The 15,713-nt window shown below is 63.5% G+C and carries 16 protein-coding genes; 10 read left to right on the top strand and 6 right to left on the bottom strand.

Annotation, left to right across the window (positions count from 1 at the left end; all coding sequences use genetic code 11):
- Nucleotide 1: 1 nt before the first annotated feature.
- Both MB818_RS06945 and MB818_RS06940 read right to left on the bottom strand, forming a co-directional pair.
- Nucleotides 2-616: a glutathione S-transferase family protein gene (locus MB818_RS06945; protein ID WP_238904547.1), complete on the bottom strand. Its 615-nt coding sequence runs from the start codon at nt 614-616 to the stop codon at nt 2-4.
- A 9-nt stretch (nt 617-625) separates the two neighbouring features.
- Nucleotides 626-1,276, bottom strand: coding sequence for a histidine phosphatase family protein (locus tag MB818_RS06940; RefSeq protein ID WP_234138703.1), 651 nt, complete (start codon nt 1,274-1,276; stop codon nt 626-628).
- 163 nt (nt 1,277-1,439) lie between these two features.
- Between MB818_RS06940 and MB818_RS06935 the strand changes: the two genes are divergently transcribed.
- Together MB818_RS06935 and MB818_RS06930 are read left to right on the top strand one after the other, a co-directional pair.
- Nucleotides 1,440-2,624, top strand: coding sequence for a Zn-dependent hydrolase (locus MB818_RS06935; RefSeq protein ID WP_234138704.1), 1,185 nt, complete (start codon nt 1,440-1,442; stop codon nt 2,622-2,624).
- 161 nt (nt 2,625-2,785) lie between these two features.
- Nucleotides 2,786-3,418, top strand: a complete 633-nt coding sequence (locus MB818_RS06930) for an SGNH/GDSL hydrolase family protein (RefSeq protein WP_369426325.1) — start codon at nt 2,786-2,788, stop codon at nt 3,416-3,418.
- Here MB818_RS06930 and MB818_RS06925 read toward each other — a convergent pair.
- A complete protein-coding gene (locus MB818_RS06925) occupies nt 3,415-3,696 on the bottom strand; it encodes a DUF1330 domain-containing protein (protein ID WP_234138706.1) in 282 nt (93 codons plus the stop codon). The two genes, MB818_RS06930 and MB818_RS06925, sit on opposite strands and share 4 nt — an antisense overlap.
- A 98-nt stretch (nt 3,697-3,794) precedes the next feature.
- Between MB818_RS06925 and MB818_RS06920 the strand changes: the two genes are divergently transcribed.
- A complete protein-coding gene (locus tag MB818_RS06920; protein WP_238904545.1) occupies nt 3,795-4,667 on the top strand; it encodes a LysR family transcriptional regulator in 873 nt (290 codons plus the stop codon).
- Nucleotides 4,668-4,715: 48 nt separating this feature from the next.
- Here the strand turns inward: MB818_RS06920 and MB818_RS06915 are convergent, their stop codons facing one another.
- From MB818_RS06915 to MB818_RS06905, 3 genes are all read right to left on the bottom strand, one after another.
- A complete protein-coding gene (locus MB818_RS06915) occupies nt 4,716-5,012 on the bottom strand; it encodes a hypothetical protein (RefSeq protein WP_234138708.1) in 297 nt (98 codons plus the stop codon).
- 127 nt (nt 5,013-5,139) lie between these two features.
- Nucleotides 5,140-5,847, bottom strand: coding sequence for a response regulator transcription factor (locus MB818_RS06910; protein WP_234138709.1), 708 nt, complete (start codon nt 5,845-5,847; stop codon nt 5,140-5,142).
- Nucleotides 5,844-7,742: a PAS-domain containing protein gene (locus tag MB818_RS06905; RefSeq protein ID WP_234138710.1), complete on the bottom strand. Its 1,899-nt coding sequence runs from the start codon at nt 7,740-7,742 to the stop codon at nt 5,844-5,846. Before MB818_RS06905 ends, MB818_RS06910 begins: the two co-directional genes overlap by 4 nt.
- A gap of 316 nt (nt 7,743-8,058) precedes the next feature.
- Here MB818_RS06905 and MB818_RS06900 point away from each other — a divergent pair, with 316 nt between their 5' ends.
- From MB818_RS06900 to MB818_RS06870, 7 genes are all read left to right on the top strand, one after another.
- On the top strand, nt 8,059-10,032 hold the full coding sequence (locus MB818_RS06900; RefSeq protein ID WP_234144318.1) for a long-chain fatty acid--CoA ligase: 1,974 nt from the start codon (nt 8,059-8,061) through the stop codon (nt 10,030-10,032).
- A gap of 93 nt (nt 10,033-10,125) precedes the next feature.
- On the top strand, nt 10,126-10,944 hold the full coding sequence (locus tag MB818_RS06895; protein ID WP_234138712.1) for an ABC transporter ATP-binding protein: 819 nt from the start codon (nt 10,126-10,128) through the stop codon (nt 10,942-10,944).
- A 41-nt stretch (nt 10,945-10,985) separates the two neighbouring features.
- On the top strand, nt 10,986-11,972 hold the full coding sequence (locus MB818_RS06890) for a branched-chain amino acid ABC transporter permease (protein WP_234144317.1): 987 nt from the start codon (nt 10,986-10,988) through the stop codon (nt 11,970-11,972).
- Between the two features lie 79 nt (nt 11,973-12,051).
- The gene (locus tag MB818_RS06885; protein ID WP_234138714.1) at nt 12,052-12,309 is read left to right on the top strand and encodes a hypothetical protein; all 258 of its coding nucleotides are present in this window, start codon (nt 12,052-12,054) and stop codon (nt 12,307-12,309) included.
- A gap of 3 nt (nt 12,310-12,312) precedes the next feature.
- The gene (locus MB818_RS06880) at nt 12,313-13,389 is read left to right on the top strand and encodes a branched-chain amino acid ABC transporter permease (protein WP_234138715.1); all 1,077 of its coding nucleotides are present in this window, start codon (nt 12,313-12,315) and stop codon (nt 13,387-13,389) included.
- Nucleotides 13,390-13,471: 82 nt separating this feature from the next.
- On the top strand, nt 13,472-14,755 hold the full coding sequence (locus MB818_RS06875; protein WP_234138716.1) for an ABC transporter substrate-binding protein: 1,284 nt from the start codon (nt 13,472-13,474) through the stop codon (nt 14,753-14,755).
- A gap of 110 nt (nt 14,756-14,865) precedes the next feature.
- Nucleotides 14,866-15,702, top strand: a complete 837-nt coding sequence (locus tag MB818_RS06870) for an ABC transporter ATP-binding protein (protein ID WP_234144315.1) — start codon at nt 14,866-14,868, stop codon at nt 15,700-15,702.
- The last annotated feature ends 11 nt before the right edge of the window (nt 15,703-15,713 follow it).

The following is a 15,713-nucleotide window of genomic DNA, read 5'->3' as shown; positions in this document are numbered from 1 at the left end:
TTCAAAGCAGACCGGCGGCCTTGACGGCCTGGACCGAGGCGCGCGCCTCCATCGCGGCGCGGAAGGCGCGGATTGTCGGGAAGGGCTCCAGATCGACCCCGTCGCCCTCAAGCCAGCCGGTTACCACGTAGAGATAACAATCGGCGATGCTGACCGCCTCGCCCAGCACGAAAGGGCCGCGCAGCCCGTTCGTCTCGACATAGGTGGCCGAGGCGGTCATCGTCTCGGGCACCTTGGCGGTCATGTCGGCCCAGCTGTCGGCGCGGTCGGCCCAGCGCGCGCCGCGCAGCTTGTGGGCGTGGTTCACATGCATGGTGGAGGCAAGGTAATACATCACCTCGCGCATGCGGGCGCGCAACAGCTGATCGGCGGGGACCAGCCCCTTGTCGGGCGCGCTGTCGGCGATGAACTCCAGCAGCGCCCCGGTCTCGGTCAGGACGCCGCCCGGCACCACCAGAGCCGGGACCCGGCCCTTGGGGTTGATCTGGTGGTAGGCGGGTCTGGTCTGTTCGGCGGCGCGAAAGTCGAGCTGTACTTTCTCATGCTCGATCCCCGCCTCGTGAAGCGCGATGGCAACGGCCACGGAGATGGTGCCGGGAGCACAATAGAGCTGCATCGGATCCCCCTAGAGATGCGTCTGGGCAAACTGCCGCTCTGGGGCCTCCAGATGCGGGACGGCGTTGAACAGCACCGGGCTGAGATGCGTGCCGATCGGGTAGAGACGATGCATTGACGTGTTCATGATGGCAAGAGCCACCCGCGCCATGGCCGGTATATCCAGCCCCATCGCCTGACGCATCACCATCGAGATGAGCCCGCCCGAGGTGACCACGATGGCCGGGCCCGACCCTTGCGCGATTTCGGAGAGCGCGGTCTGAACACGGGTTTCGAACTGCTCGAAGCTTTCGGGCGCGTCCTGGATCCGGCCCTCGGCCCAGGCGGTGAAGGTCATCGGCAGGTGCTCGACAAAGCCTTCGCGATCCTCGGGGATGGTGACACCGTGCTGCGCCTCGAAAAGCTGGGCGAGAGTGAAATACTCGATCTCGTTCAGGCGCGGGTCCTGCACCACATCGGCCAATCCCATGCTGGCGGCGGTCTCCAGGTGGCGGGTCAGGGTGCCGCAATAGACGCGGGGATGATGGGCGCGGGTGTCGGCCAGATGCGACCCCAGCCAGCGCGCCTGCTGGTGACCCAGCTCGCTCAACCGGTCATAACTCGCCTCATCGCGGGCTGTGGTATTGGCCTGTCCGTGGCGGATCAGCGTGATGTGAGACATGTCATCCTCCGGTTCGGGCAGACTCTTAGGCAAGGATCGGGGCGGGGGCCAGAGGGGTTTGGCGCCGAGGGTGCGAATTTCGCGGGTGGCGGTGCGTGTGGTTGGTTGCGGATGCTTCCGGCGGGAGTATTTTCAGCGGAATGAAGGGATGGGAGGACAGGCGATGACGGTGAACGCGGAGCGGTTTCTGGAGGATCTGCACAGGCTGCGCAGCTTTGGTGCGGCGGGGGTCGGCAAGGGCGTGGTGCGGCCGGCCTATTCCGAGGCGGATATCGCCGCACGCCGCTGGCTGGCGGGCCGGATGGAGGAGGCGGGGTTGCACGTGCGGTTCGACCCGGTCGGCAATCTCTTTGGTCTGGCCGAGGGGCCGTCGCTGCTGATGGGGTCGCATTCCGACAGCCAGCCCGAGGGCGGCTGGCTGGACGGCGCATTGGGAGTGATCGCGGCGCTGGAGGTTGCGCGGAGCAGCGAGCGCCCGGTTTCCGTGGTCAGTTTCCAGGACGAGGAAGGGCGGTTCGGGGTCACCACCGGATCGGCGATCTGGTCGGGGCATCTGCCGCTGTCCGAGGCGGATGGATTGACCGATCACGCGGGCGAGTCTTTTGCCAGCGCGCGGGCGGCAATGGCGGATCTGGCCGGTGATTTTGTCGACCCGTCGCAGTTTACCGGTTTTGTCGAGATGCATATCGAACAGGGCCCGACGCTGGATACCGAGGGCGAGCAGATCGGGGTGGTCAGCGATATCGTCGGGATTCGGGACATGAAGGTGACATTTGAGGGTCAGCAGAACCATGCCGGCACCACGCCGATGCATCTGCGCCGCGATGCGTTCCAGGCGCTCGGTGAGTTCAACACCCGGCTGGGCGAGCGATTCCGCAACGTGGTCACCCCGCGCACGGTCTGGACCATCGGCCATGTCAGGCTGCACCCGAACGCGTCGTCCATCGTGCCCGGGCGGGCGCGGTTCTCGATGCAGTGGCGGGATGGCGACACCACGCGGCTGGCACGGATGGAGGAGATCATCCGCGCCACCGCGCAGGAGGTGGCCGAGGCGCGCGGCATGAAGCTGGGCTTTGGTCCGCTGCTGGGGCTGGAGCCGGTGGCGATGGACCCGGCCCTGCGCGCGGCACTGGAACGGGGCGCCGAAGCGGTGGCGCCGGGACGATGGCGGCGCATGCCGTCGGGCGCGCTGCACGATGCCACCAACGTGTCGCGCTTGATGCCGGTGGCGATGCTGTTTGTCCCTTCGATCGGCGGGATCAGTCACGACTTTGCCGAAGATACCGACGAAGAAGACCTTGTCGCTGGATTGCAGGTTCTTGAGCACGCGGTGCGGGCCCTTGGGTGAACCGTTGGAATGCCCGTCGGGCGCCATGTTTCTGCCCGGTTTCACAGTCACTTTATAGGCAGACAATCAACTCAAGTTTGCCCGAGGATCGCGACTGAATGTTACGCACGCTTTTGTTCCTTATCTCTTTTTACGGAATTCTCGCAGCCTGCCAGGACTCGGTGAGCCGCAACCAGGATGCGCGCATCCTGGCGATCGGCGATTCGCTGTTGTCGTGGAACTCGGCATTGGGCAGCTCGATACCGGACGTGATGGCAAAAGAGCTGGGGCAGCCGGTAGTGGACCGGTCCTTCAGCGGTGCCTGGATGCTGACCCGGGACGAGGGGGACGAGGGGCGCGGGCTGAACGTGCCCTATCAATACGAGCCCGGAAACTGGGACTGGGTGGTGGTCAATGGCGGCGGCAACGATCTGTTGTTCGGCTGCGGATGTGGCCGGTGCGGCACGGTGATGAACCGGCTGATCTCGGAAGATGGCGAGAGCGGCCAGATCCCCGACCTGATCCGTCACATAAGGGCCCAAGGGGCGCGGGTGATCTATCCGGGTTACCTGCGCAGCCCCAATCTGCTGACCCCGATCGAGCACTGCAAGAACGACGGTGACGAGCTGGAAGCGCGGATTGCACGCTTTGCCGACACTGACGAGGGCGTGTTCTACATTTCGATGCAGGATATCGTGCCCCCCGGCGGTCTGACCTACTTCGCGCCCGACCTGATCCACCCGTCGCGCAAGACCAGCCGCAAGGTGGCAGAGCGGCTGGCCTCGGCGATCCGTCAGCTGAACGCGCGGCCCTAACCCAAAAGCAGGATTTCGGAGCTGCCTGCGCTGCGGCGCAGGCCGTGCAACTCGGCCAGGTCCGGGTCGTCGATCCAGGCGCGCGCGGCTGCGGCGTCCGGGAAGCTGAGAAGTGCGGCCACGTCTGGGATGTCGGGCGTTCCGTCCAGGGCAGTTGGGGCGGGTGTTGCGGTCTCGACCTTGCCGCCGTGACGGGCCAGCGCGGCGCCGGCCCTTTCGCGATAACTGGCCAGGGCGTCGGGGTTGGTTATGGTGGCCTTGAAAACAGCGTATATCATCTGGGTCTCCTTCTCGGTTGCGATGGAAAGAGCATAATCACGCGGATGTGTGGCAAAAACGCGTGGTAATGCATGGGTAACATGCATAAATGCACATCATGCAAATCGACTGGGACGATCTGAAAACGGTACTGGCTGTGGTGCGCGGTGGCACGCTTGCTGCGGCTGCGGCGGAACTCGACCTCAACTATACCACCGTGTCGCGGCGGATCCTGCGGGCCGAGGCGGCGCTGGGCGAGGTCTTGTTCGAGCGTTTGGCCGACGGGTACCGCGCCACCGATGCCGGTCGGCTGGTCGCTGAACACGCCGCCGGGATGGAGGCGCGGCAGGACGATCTGTTGCGCCGCCTGCAAGGCCGCGACCAGAGCCTGAACGGAGAGCTGGTGATCACCGCGCCGCAACTCCTTGTCGGGCCGCATGTCGCACCGGTCATGGCGCGTTTTGCCGAAGCGCATCCGCAGGTCCAGATCCGGCTCAGGGCCACCAACGACCTGTTGGACCTGACCCGGCGCGAGGCCGATCTGGCCATTCGCATCAGCCGCAGCCCGGGCGATACACTGACCGGGCTCAGGCTGTGTTCGCAACAGTCGGCCAGTTTTGCCGCGCCGGGCCTGGCCGAACGGCTGGCCGCCGATCCGGCAACGGCGGTGGACTGGATCGCCTATGAACAGAACCCACGTGTGCCTCAGGTGGTGCTGGAGCAGTATCCGAACACCCGGCTGCGTCTGGTATTTGATGATATGGCGGCCATGGTCGGTGCCGCGCAGGCGGGGCTGGGCGCGGTGCGGATGCCGCTGTTTCTGGGCCGGGCCACGCCGGGATTGGTGCAGGTGCCGCTACTGCCGCCGCAGCCCTACGCCGATATCTGGGTGGTTGCGCATCGCGATGTCTGGCGGGCGGCGAAACCACGCGCCTTTCGCGAGGTATTGGTACCCTGGTTCAAGGCGAACAGGCTGCTTTTCGTGGCCTGACCCGCGCGGCTGCGGGCGATGGCGCCGCTCCGAAACCGTGCGTCGGTCTCAGTGGCGGGCGATCAACAGGATATGCGCTTCGGCTTGCTGACCGCCGATACGGGCGCGTGCCTCGTGCAGCTTGGCCTGCGCCGCTGTCAGGCGCTGTATCGCCCGGTCCCGCTCGTCAAAAAGGCGCCGCACGCGAGAACCCGGATTTCCGATCATCAAATAGCTCCGTCCCATGGCGCCTGGCACCAGGGTCGCGGCCTGTTCCAGACTCTGCCGCCAGGCCATGTCGGCAAGGGTATAGCGGCGTACTGCCTTGAACAGCATGCGCTTGCGGATTTCGAGATAGGAATGCATGGCAGCCTCCCGTTGCGCCAAGACTGCGACGGGCATTGCTGCCGCCGCTCTATGAGTCCGCGCTTCCGTCGAGGAGTCTATCGCTGGCGGGCCGTACAGGTCAACTCTGTGGCCCGGGGCCCCGATCCTAGCGCCAGCTGACATCGCCCAGAAAAATGTAACCTGCCCCATAGATCGTCTTGATCAGGCGCGGGTTCTTGGGGTCTTCGCGCAGCTTGGTACGCAGGCGCGAGATGCGCACATCCATGGCCCGGTCAAAGCTGTCGCCGGCACCGCCGCCCAATGCCTCTTGCATCTGGGCCCGGCTGATCAGGCGCTTCGGGCTTTCCAGGAACAGCCTCAAAACCTCGCCTTCGGCATGGGAAAACGGAGTTTCGGCGCCGGTGTCGTCTTCCAGCGCGTAGCGGTCGAAATGGGCGGTCCAGCCGTTGAACTCGGCGGTGTCACCACCCCCCGAAACCGGCCCGCGCTGGCCGTCGCGCAGGCGGGCGCGGATGCGGGCCACCACCTCGGCGGGGTCAAACGGTTTGGTGATATAGTCGTCGGCGCCCAGTTCCAGCCCGGTGACCCGGTCCTGCACCTGCGCCCGGCCCGAGATGATGATCACCGTCGCCCCCTGTTCCAGCGCCAGCCGGTGCACCAATGCCAGCCCGTCGGTATCGGGCAGCGACAGGTCCACCAGGCAGACATCCGGCGTCACGCGCTTCAGCGAGGCCTCGAACTCGCGGGCGCGCGAAAAGCTCTGGGTACGGAACCCGGCCTCGGCCAGCGCCTCGGTCAGGATCAGGCGGATCTCGGGTTCATCGTCCAGGATGGTGACGAGCGGGGCGGTCATGATACCTCCTCGGGTCGCAGCAGCGCGGCCAGTTGCGCGCGGGTAAAGGGCTTGCGCAGTACCGGGCCGCGCGTCAATGCCTCGCGGTGCAGCGGGTCGGACAGCGGCAGCGAGGTCATCAGGATGCAGGGCAGCGACTTGGGCAATCGTTTCAGCAGGTCGATGCCGGTGGCGTCGCCTTCCAGCTTGATGTCGGACAGCACCAGCGCGATATCCTCGATATCGGCGGCCAGCGCGCTGGCCTCGTCGGCCGAGGTGGCCTCGATCACCGAATACCCCAGTTCGACCAGCATGTCGCGAAAGGTGGAACGCAGGTCCTCGTTATCCTCGACCAGCAGCGCCAGACCGCCCTGTACCTGCGGCGCCGCACGATAAGGCAGGCGCAGGGTTATGGCGGCGCCGGTAGGGGTGTTGGCGATGCGCATGTCGCCTCCCGCCAGTTTGACCATGTCATAGACCATGGGCAGGCCCAGTCCCGACCCCTCGCTCCCCTTGGTGGTAAAGAACGGGTTCAGCGCCTTTTCCAGCGCCTCCTTTGAGAACCCCGGCCCGGTGTCGGTCACCGCGATCTCGATCCAGATGCGTGAAATGGCATGGGCACTGATGGTGATCTGGCCATTGGCACCACAGGCATCGCGCGCGTTCAGCACGAGGTTCAGCAGCGCGTCCTGCAACATGCCGGCATCCAGCATAAGCGCTTCGTCGGGCGTGTGGTCCAGCACGCTTAGCCCGATGCCGCGCGGCAGGCTGGGGGTGGCCAGCAGCTTCAGGTCCTCGAGCAGCCCGTGCATGTCGGTGGCGCGCGGGCGCAGGGTGCGGTTGCCGGTCATGTCGGCGATCCGATTGAGCAGGCGCCCGCCCCGCTGTGCCGTGGCCTGTGTGGCCGAGACCAGTTCCGCCGCCTCTTCGGGCAGGTCCATCTTCTCCATCTTCGACATCATGCCCAGGATGATGGTCAGAAGGTTCGAGAAATCATGCGCCAGGCCGCTGGTCATCTGCGCTGCCATGGCGCGGCGGCGCGACTGCTGCAGGGCGACACGCGCCTGGGTTTCCGAGGTCACGTCCATCGACAGGATATAGACCCCGCCCGCCCCGTCGGGGGTAAAGGCAACCCGGATGCGGCGGGAATCATGCGCCTCGTTGAATTCGAAGACCGGGCTGTCGCCGCCATAAGCGGCCTCCAGATGCGGACCGATCTTGGCAAAGGCATCCGGGCCCAGAGCGTCGGAGATATGCAGGCCCAGAATGTCCGAGGGTCTCCCGGGCATCACCGCGCTCAGCCGACGATTGGAATAGGTGTAATGGCCGTCGCGGTCCACATGGGCGATATGGGCCGGCATCATCTCGGTGGTCAGGCGGGTGCGCGCCTCGATCTCGGTCAGCTGGCGCTGCGCCTCTTCCAGCGCGCTGATGGTCGCGGCCAGCTTGCGGTTGGTGGCGCCCAGCTCCTCGGCATGGGCCAGCAGCTGGCCCGAGAGTTCCTCGGAGCGGGCGCGCAGCAATTCCTCGATCCGCTTGGTACGGGTGATGTCGGTATAGACGGTGACCCATCCCCCCTGCGGCAGCGGTGCCCCCTCGATCGAGATAACCTGACCATTCGCACGGACCCGTTCAAAATAGTGCGGGACAAAGGCCAGCGCCTGTTCGACCCGGCTGCGGACCAGTGCATCGATATCGTCGACCGGACCGTAATCGCCCCGCTCGGCGATATAGCGGATGGTGTCGTCGAACCTGGCGCCGGGTCGGATCAGCCGGTCCGGCAGGTGAAACATTTCCTGAAAGCGCCGATTGCTGACGGCGAGGCGCAGGTTGTTGTCATAGATCGACAGGCCCTGAGCGATCAGGTTCAGACCGGCACTGGTCATGGCCTTGATCCACTGATCGTTCCTGTCCATGGCTGATATCCCCCTTGGCGCCATGGCTAGCACCGGCGTGACAGGGGGAAAAGGTTCTTGTCCGTCTCGTGGCAGCGGCAAAACGCCAGCCTGACGTTCCGGCGCAAGAGGGGTGAGGGTTTCGTGCCTGTGCGGGGTCTGGTGAAATGACGCAGGGAGAGGCCTGTTACAATTCGTAAGAATTGCGAAAACATCACGAAAATATTGGCCCCGATCAATACGCCTGTCCCTGATGGGGCAGAATCGTCTGGTCGGTATCCGCAGGCGATGATGTCCGGCCCGAAGGAGCGGGCCGGCAACGGGAGGGAGAAAGAGATTGGCTCAGACGCAGTCTGGCGCAGAGGGGCTTCAGTCCCTTCCGGCGCTGCTTAACCGCAACGCAACCCAATACGGGGACCGGCCCGCCTATCGGGAAAAGGAATTCGGCATCTGGCAGTGCTGGACCTGGGCCGAAACCGCCGCTGAGATCCGCGCACTGGCGCTGGGATTTCTGGAGCTGGGTGTGGCAAAGGGCGATCATGTCGCCGTGATCGGTCGCAACCGTCCCGCGCATTACTGGTCGATGGTGGCCGCCCAGATGGTGGGCGCCGTGCCGGTGCCGCTCTATCAGGACGCGGTAGCCGAAGAGATGGCCTATGTGATGGAGCATTGCGGCGCCAAGTTCGTTGTCTGTGGCGATCAGGAGCAGGTCGACAAGGTCATCGAGATCCAGGAGACCGTGCATCAGGTCCAGCACATCCTTTACACCGACAAGCGCGGCATGCGGAAATACGACCACAGCCAGATGAACGCGCTCGAAGACCTGATGGCCGAGGGGCGTGCCGGGCACTACCGGTTCGATGCCGAGCTTGACCGGCGGATTGCCGAGATCACCTATGACGATACCTGCGTGATGCTCTATACCTCGGGCACGACGGGCAAGCCCAAGGGCGTGGTGCTGTCGAACCGCAACGTGATCGAAAGCGCCAAGAACTCGGCCAAGTTCGACAATCTGACCAAGGACGAGAACATCCTCTCCTATCTGCCGATGGCCTGGGTGGGCGATTTCATCTTTTCGATCGGCCAGGCCTATTGGTGCGGCTTCTGCGTGAACTGTCCCGAAAGCGCGGATACGATGATGACCGACCTGCGGGAGATCGGGCCGACCTATTTCTTTGCCCCGCCGCGCGTGTTCGAGACACAGTTGACCAACGTGATGATCCGGATGGAGGATGCAAGCCCGCTCAAGCGGAACATGTTCCACCGCTACATGGCGCATGCCAAGAAGGTGGGCGGCAAGATCCTGGATGGTGAACCGGTCAGCGCCGGCGACCGCCTGAAATACGCGATCGGCAATGCGCTGGTCTATGGCCCGCTCAAGGATACGCTGGGTTTTGGCAATGTGCGCGTAGGCTATACCGCGGGCGAGGCGATCGGCCCTGAAATCTTCGACTTCTACCGCTCGCTGGGTATCAACCTGAAACAGCTCTACGGCCAGACCGAGGCAACGGTGTTCATCACCGTGCAGCCCGATGGCCAGGTGCGCGCCGATACCGTAGGAGTGCCCGCCCCCGATGTGGAGATCAAGATCGCCGAAAATGGCGAGATCTTCTATCGTTCGCCGGGCACCTTTGTGGAGTATTACAAGAACCCCGAAAGCACGGCCTCGACCAAGGATGCCGAGGGCTGGGTCGCCACCGGAGATGCCGGGTTCTTCGAGGAAGGCTCGGGCCACCTGCGCATCATCGACCGCGCCAAGGATGTGGGCAAGATGGCCGATGGCAGCATGTTCGCGCCCAAATATGTCGAGAACAAGCTGAAGTTCTATCCCGACATTCTGGAGGCGGTGCTGTTCGGCAATGGCAAGGACCGCTGCGTCGCCTTCATCAACATCGACCTGACGGCGGTGGGCAACTGGGCGGAACGCAACAACATCGCCTATGCCAGCTATCAGGAACTGGCGGGTCATCCCAAGGTGCTGGAAACCATCCGCTCGCATGTGGAGACGGTGAACGCCTCGGTGGCCGAGGACCCGATGCTGTCGGGCTGCCAGGTGCATCGCTTTGTCGTGCTGCACAAGGAACTGGATGCCGATGACGGTGAGATGACCCGCACCCGCAAGGTGCGCCGCCGCATCGTCGAAGAGAAGTTCGCCGACATCATCGCCGCGCTCTATGACGGGTCCGAAAAGGTCTCGACCGTGACCGAGGTGACCTATGAGGACGGGCGCAAGGGCGCGATCAAGGCGACGCTGACGGTTTGCGATGCCAAGGTCGTGGCGACCACCGCGCAGCAGGTGGCAGCGGAATGAGGTCCGGCGGGACGCCGCTCGCGCCCTTTGGGCGCATCGCCCCGCCCACCGTCCCGTCAGCCGGGGCACTGCCGAAAGACAAGGGAGACACCGATGCTTGACGCATCCGAAGGATACACCACCGCGGACGGCCGCAAGATTGGCGGCGTGGTGATGGAGATGAAGAACATCACCCTGCGGTTCGGCGGTGTGGTGGCGATCAAGGATATCAGTTTCGACATCCGCGAGGGCGAGATCCGCGCGATCATCGGCCCGAACGGCGCCGGAAAGTCCTCGATGCTGAACGTGATATCAGGCTTTTATGTTCCGCAGGAAGGCGAGGTCTGGTTTCACGGATCGCGCCGTCCGGCGATGCGCCCCTATGAGGTCGCCCGCCAGGGCATCGCGCGCACCTTTCAGAACATCGCACTCTTCGAGGGCATGAGCGTTCTGGATAACGTCATGACCGGGCGGCTGAACTATATGAAAGCGGGTCTGCTGAGCCAGGCGCTCTGGCGCGGCAAGGCCGAGCGCGAGGAGACCGAGAACCGCGAGGCGGTGGAAAAGATCATCGACTTCCTCGAGATTCAGCATATCCGCAAGACACCGGTGGCACGCCTGCCCTACGGCCTGAAAAAGCGGGTCGAACTGGCCCGTGCGCTCGCCGCCGAGCCCAAGCTGTTGCTGCTGGATGAACCGATGGCAGGCATGAACGTCGAAGAGAAGGAGGATATGAGCCGCTTCATCCTCGACGTGAATGACGAGTTCGGCACTACCATCGCCCTGATCGAACACGACATGGGCGTGGTCATGGACCTGAGCGACCGGGTGGTGGTGATGGATTACGGCAAGAAGATCGGCGACGGCACGCCGGATGAGGTGCGCAACAACCAAGAGGTCATCGACGCCTATCTGGGGGTGGCCCATGACTGATCTTTGCTTGAACGACACGATGGAAACCGGGGGCACGGGACATGTCTGACCAACTGATTTTCGCGATCGAGGTAATCCTGAACGGCCTGATGGCGGGCGTGCTCTATGCGCTGGTCGCGCTGGGTTTCGTGCTGATCTACAAGGCGTCGGGCATCTTCAATTATGCCCAGGGCGTGATGGCGCTGTTTGCGGCCATGACCCTGGTGGGCATCATGAACGGACAGGTACCGTTCGCGCATCTGATCAACGCCATCTTTGGCGGGCATATCACCCATTTCGGATGGAATATTCCAGCGTTGCTGGCGATCATCCTGACGATGGGCGTGATGGTCCTGCTGGCCTGGGCGGTGCAGCAATTCGTGATGCGCCACCTTGTCGGTCAAGAGCCGATCATCCTGTTCATGGCCACCATCGGGCTTGCCTATTTCCTCGAAGGCGTGGCCGACCTGATGTGGGGCTCCGAGATCAAGACGCTGGATGTGGGTCTGCCGCAGGGCCTGAACGTGTGGATCGACGACACCACCTATGGCATCTTCGGCTACGGTTTCTTCATCGACAATCTGGATATCGTGGCAACGGTGATCGCAGCACTGCTGGTGGCGGCGCTGGTGGCCTTCAGCCAGTATACCAAGCAGGGCCGGGCAATGCGCGCGGTGGCCGACGACCACCAGGCGGCGCTGAGCGTCGGCATCTCGCTGAACTTCATCTGGGTGCTGGTCTGGTCGGTTGCCGGTTTCGTGGCGCTGGTCGCGGGCATCATGTGGGGCACCAAATCGGGTGTGCAGTTCTCGCTGTCGCTGATCGCGCTCAAGGCGCTGCCGGTGCTGATGCTGGGCGGATTCACCTCGATCCCCGGCGCCATTGTCGGCGGGCTGATCATCGGGGTGGGCGAGAAGCTGTTCGAATTCGCGATCGGCCCGATGGTGGGCGGCGCGACCGAGAACTGGTTCGCCTATGTTCTGGCACTGATCTTCCTCGTGTTCCGGCCGCAGGGCCTGTTCGGCGAGAAGATCATCGAAAGGGTCTGAGGCTCCGGTGGGCGACCCCGTTGCGGCCAGGGCCGCAACGAGACCCGCCCGCCCGGAACCTTCGCAAAGGGGAGGAAAGATGAACAAGCTGATCGCCATCGTGAATGTCGTCGCCTGGTCGGGCTTCTGGGCCTTTGGGTATATTGCCCTGACCGCGCAGGACCTGACCGATCGCCAGCTGATCATCGCCAGCCTCCTGGCCTTTGCCGGGTTCATCATGGGGATCGTCGCGTATCTGCGGCTGGTCCGGGCCGCCGAAGCGAGCGGCTATGCAAAAAAGACAAATCAACTCGATGCCGCGGCCCGCAACCGCGCGCAGTCCGAAGGGGGCATGTAAGCGATGTTCTACCGTGAAGCCGGAGATTTCAAAACCTCCTACCAGGCCGACAGCCAGACCTTTCCGATCAAGTTCGACCGCTATCGGTATTATGTCGTGCTGGCGATCGCCTTCGGGATCATCCCGTTCGTGATCAACGACTACTGGGCAAACGCGCTGTTGCTGCCGTTTCTGATCTATGCAATCGCCGCGATCGGGCTGAACATCCTGGTCGGCTATTGCGGCCAGGTCAGCCTGGGCACCGGCGGATTCATGGCGGTGGGCGCCTATGCCTGCTACAAGCTGATGACCGCATTTCCCGAAGTGAGCATGTTCATTCATGTGATCCTGGCGGGCGGCATCACCGCGGCAGTAGGGGTGCTGTTCGGGCTGCCCAGTCTGCGGATCAAGGGGTTCTATCTGGCGGTGGCAACACTGGCGGCGCAGTTCTTTCTGGTGTGGCTGTTCAACCGGGTGCCGTGGTTCTACAACTATTCGGCCTCGGGCCAGATCAACGCGCCCGAGCGGGATACGTTCGGTATCATCATCACCGGTCCCAACGCACCGGCCTGGGCCACCTATCTGTTCTGCCTGATCTTTCTGACCGCCTGCGCGCTGATCGCCCGCAACCTGACCCGTGGCACAATGGGCCGGACCTGGATGGCGATCCGTGACATGGACATCGCCGCCGAGATCATCGGGGTGAACCCGCTCAAGGCGAAGATGACCGCCTTTGCCGTCAGTTCCTTCTTCATCGGCATCTCGGGGGCGCTGTTCTTTGCGCTCTATCTGGGCGCGGTCGAGGTGGGCGAGGCCTTTGGCATCCAGAAATCGTTCCTGGTACTGTTCATGGTGATCATCGGCGGTCTCGGTTCGATCTTTGGTTCGTTCGCGGGGGCAGCCTTCCTGGTGCTGCTGCCGGTGGTCCTGAAGGTCGTCGGCGCAGACATGCTGGGCTGGCCCACCGATATCGTGGCGCATCTTCAGCTGGTGATCGTCGGCGCGCTGATCGTCGCATTCCTGATCATGGAGCCGCATGGCCTCGCGCAGCTGTGGCGCGTCGCCAAGGAGAAACTGCGGCTCTGGCCCTTCCCGCACTGAGGCGGGCAGGCGCATCCCGATACGGGGCGGTAGGATCGCCCCGTACACCACCATCGGTCAAAACCAAGGGAGGAAAAACCCGATGAAAATGAAACTGGCAACCGTGGCGCTGGGCGCCTTGATGGCCGCAGGTCCGGCTCTGGCTGACCTGACTTTCCCGTCGCTCAGCTATCGCACTGGCCCCTATGCCGCGGGCGGTATCCCGTTTGCCGACGGCTATGCCGACTATTTCACCCTGCTCAACGAGCGTGATGGCGGCATCGGCGGCGTCAAGGCCAACGTGCTGGAATGCGAAACCGGCTATAACACCGAAAAGGGTGTCGAATGCTATGAATCCACCAAGGGCCAGGGCGCCCTGGTGTATCAGCCGCTGTCGACCGGCATTACCTATCAGCTGATCCCCAAAGCCACCGCTGACGGCATCGCGATCCACTCGATGGGTTATGGCCGCACCTCGGCGAAGAACGGCAACGTGTTCAGCCATGTCTTCAACTATCCCGCCAACTACTGGGATGGTGCATCGGGTGCGGTGAACTATCTGCTGGAGAGCAACGGTGGCGACATCAAGGGCAAGAAGATTGCCCTGGTCTATCACAACTCTGCCTATGGCAAGGAACCGATCCGTACCCTGGAAGAGCTGAGCAAGAAGCACGGTTTCGAGCTGAGCACCCTGCCGGTCGACCATCCGGGTCAGGAGCAGAAATCGCAGTGGCTGCAAATCCGTCGCGACAAGCCTGACTTTGTGCTGATGTGGGGCTGGGGCGTGATGAACCAGGTCGCGGTGCAGGAAGCCGCCAACATCCGCTTCCCGATGGAAAACTTCATCGGCATCTGGTGGTCGGGTTCGGAAAACGACGTGCTGCCCGCCGGTGACGCCGCCAATGGCTACAAGGCGCTGACCTTCCACAACGTCGGCACCGATTTCCCGCTGTTCGACGATCTGCAGAAATACGTGATCGACGCAGGTAAGGCCGCCGGCGCCGGTGACCAGGTTGGTACCGTGCTCTACAACCGTGGTCTCTATGCCGCCATGCTGGCCGCCGAAGCCGCCAAGAAGGCACAGGAGATTTCGGGCAAGGCCGACATCACCGCCGCCGACATGCGCGACGGTATGGAAGCACTGGAAATGACCGAAGCGAAGATGGCCGAACTGGGCCTGCCGAACTTTGGCCCGGCCTTCTCGGTGTCGTGCAGCAACCACGGCGGTGACGCCCTGGTCGGCGTGACCCAGTGGGATGCGGCATCCAAGACCTGGTCGCTGATCTCGGACTTCAAACCGACCGACAGCGAAGTCATCGGTGCGCTGATCGAGGAAGACTCGAACGCCTACGCGACCGAGAACAACATCTCGCCGCGCTGCAACTAAGCGTGTGACCGGGCCCGGCAATCGGGCTCGCATCGAACCCGGGACGGCGGTCCGCCGCCGTCCCACCCCGATCATCCCCGGCGAACCGGGGCCAATGAGGACAAGCGCGGATGCTGGATGCGGCAACAACCACGGATACGCAGGTGGAAACCCTGCTGGAGGTCAACAATATCGAGGTGATCTACAATCACGTGATCCTCGTGCTCAAGGGTGTCAGCCTCACCGTGCCCAAGGGCGGGATAACCGCGCTTCTGGGTGGCAACGGCGCCGGCAAGACGACAACGCTCAAGGCGGTGTCGAACCTGCTGCATTCCGAACGCGGCGAGGTGACCAAAGGGTCGATCAAGTATCGTGGCGAGACCATCCACGAACAGGATCCTGCCGCGCTGGTGACCAAGGGCGTCATCCAGGTGATGGAGGGCCGCCATTGTTTCGAACACTTGACTGTCGAGGAAAACCTGCTGACCGGCGCCTATACCCGCAAGGATGGCGGTGCCAATATCCAGCGTGATCTCGAACTGGTCTACAACTATTTCCCCCGCCTCAAGGAGCGCCGCCGCAGTCAGGCAGGCTATACCTCGGGCGGTGAGCAGCAGATGGTGGCGATGGGGCGGGCGCTGATGTCGCGGCCCGAGACCATTCTGCTGGACGAACCCTCGATGGGTCTGGCGCCGCAGCTGGTCGAAGAGATCTTCGAGATCGTCCGCGACCTGAACCAGAAAGAGGGCGTGTCTTTCCTGTTGGCCGAGCAAAACACCAACGTGGCGCTGCGCTATGCCCATTACGGCTATATCCTGGAATCGGGCCGTGTGGTGATGGATGGCCCTGCCAAGGATCTGCGCGAGAATCCGGACGTCAAGGAATTCTATCTCGGCATGTCCGATGAGGGCCGCAAGAGCTTCCGCGACGTGCGCTCGTACCGTCGTCGCAAGCGGTGGCTGAGCTGATGAAGGATCAT

Source organism: Ruegeria alba, assembly GCF_022321465.1.
Lineage (GTDB): Bacteria > Pseudomonadota > Alphaproteobacteria > Rhodobacterales > Rhodobacteraceae > Ruegeria_B > Ruegeria_B alba.
This window is presented reverse-complemented; position numbering and strand designations above follow the sequence as displayed.

What these genes read in the sequence shown, in the direction of transcription:
- MB818_RS06945 (WP_238904547.1), bottom strand. Translation starts at nt 616, where the DNA reads ATGCAGCTCTATTGTGCTCCCGGCACCATCTCCGTGGCCGTTGCCATC.
- MB818_RS06940 (WP_234138703.1), bottom strand. Translation starts at nt 1,276, where the DNA reads ATGTCTCACATCACGCTGATCCGCCACGGACAGGCCAATACCACAGCC.
- MB818_RS06935 (WP_234138704.1), top strand. Translation starts at nt 1,440, where the DNA reads ATGACGGTGAACGCGGAGCGGTTTCTGGAGGATCTGCACAGGCTGCGC.
- MB818_RS06925 (WP_234138706.1), bottom strand. Translation starts at nt 3,696, where the DNA reads ATGATATACGCTGTTTTCAAGGCCACCATAACCAACCCCGACGCCCTG.
- MB818_RS06920 (WP_238904545.1), top strand. Translation starts at nt 3,795, where the DNA reads ATGCAAATCGACTGGGACGATCTGAAAACGGTACTGGCTGTGGTGCGC.
- MB818_RS06915 (WP_234138708.1), bottom strand. Translation starts at nt 5,012, where the DNA reads ATGCATTCCTATCTCGAAATCCGCAAGCGCATGCTGTTCAAGGCAGTA.
- MB818_RS06910 (WP_234138709.1), bottom strand. Translation starts at nt 5,847, where the DNA reads ATGACCGCCCCGCTCGTCACCATCCTGGACGATGAACCCGAGATCCGC.
- MB818_RS06905 (WP_234138710.1), bottom strand. Translation starts at nt 7,742, where the DNA reads ATGGACAGGAACGATCAGTGGATCAAGGCCATGACCAGTGCCGGTCTG.
- MB818_RS06895 (WP_234138712.1), top strand. Translation starts at nt 10,126, where the DNA reads ATGCTTGACGCATCCGAAGGATACACCACCGCGGACGGCCGCAAGATT.
- MB818_RS06890 (WP_234144317.1), top strand. Translation starts at nt 10,986, where the DNA reads ATGTCTGACCAACTGATTTTCGCGATCGAGGTAATCCTGAACGGCCTG.
- MB818_RS06885 (WP_234138714.1), top strand. Translation starts at nt 12,052, where the DNA reads ATGAACAAGCTGATCGCCATCGTGAATGTCGTCGCCTGGTCGGGCTTC.
- MB818_RS06880 (WP_234138715.1), top strand. Translation starts at nt 12,313, where the DNA reads ATGTTCTACCGTGAAGCCGGAGATTTCAAAACCTCCTACCAGGCCGAC.
- MB818_RS06875 (WP_234138716.1), top strand. Translation starts at nt 13,472, where the DNA reads ATGAAAATGAAACTGGCAACCGTGGCGCTGGGCGCCTTGATGGCCGCA.
- MB818_RS06870 (WP_234144315.1), top strand. Translation starts at nt 14,866, where the DNA reads ATGCTGGATGCGGCAACAACCACGGATACGCAGGTGGAAACCCTGCTG.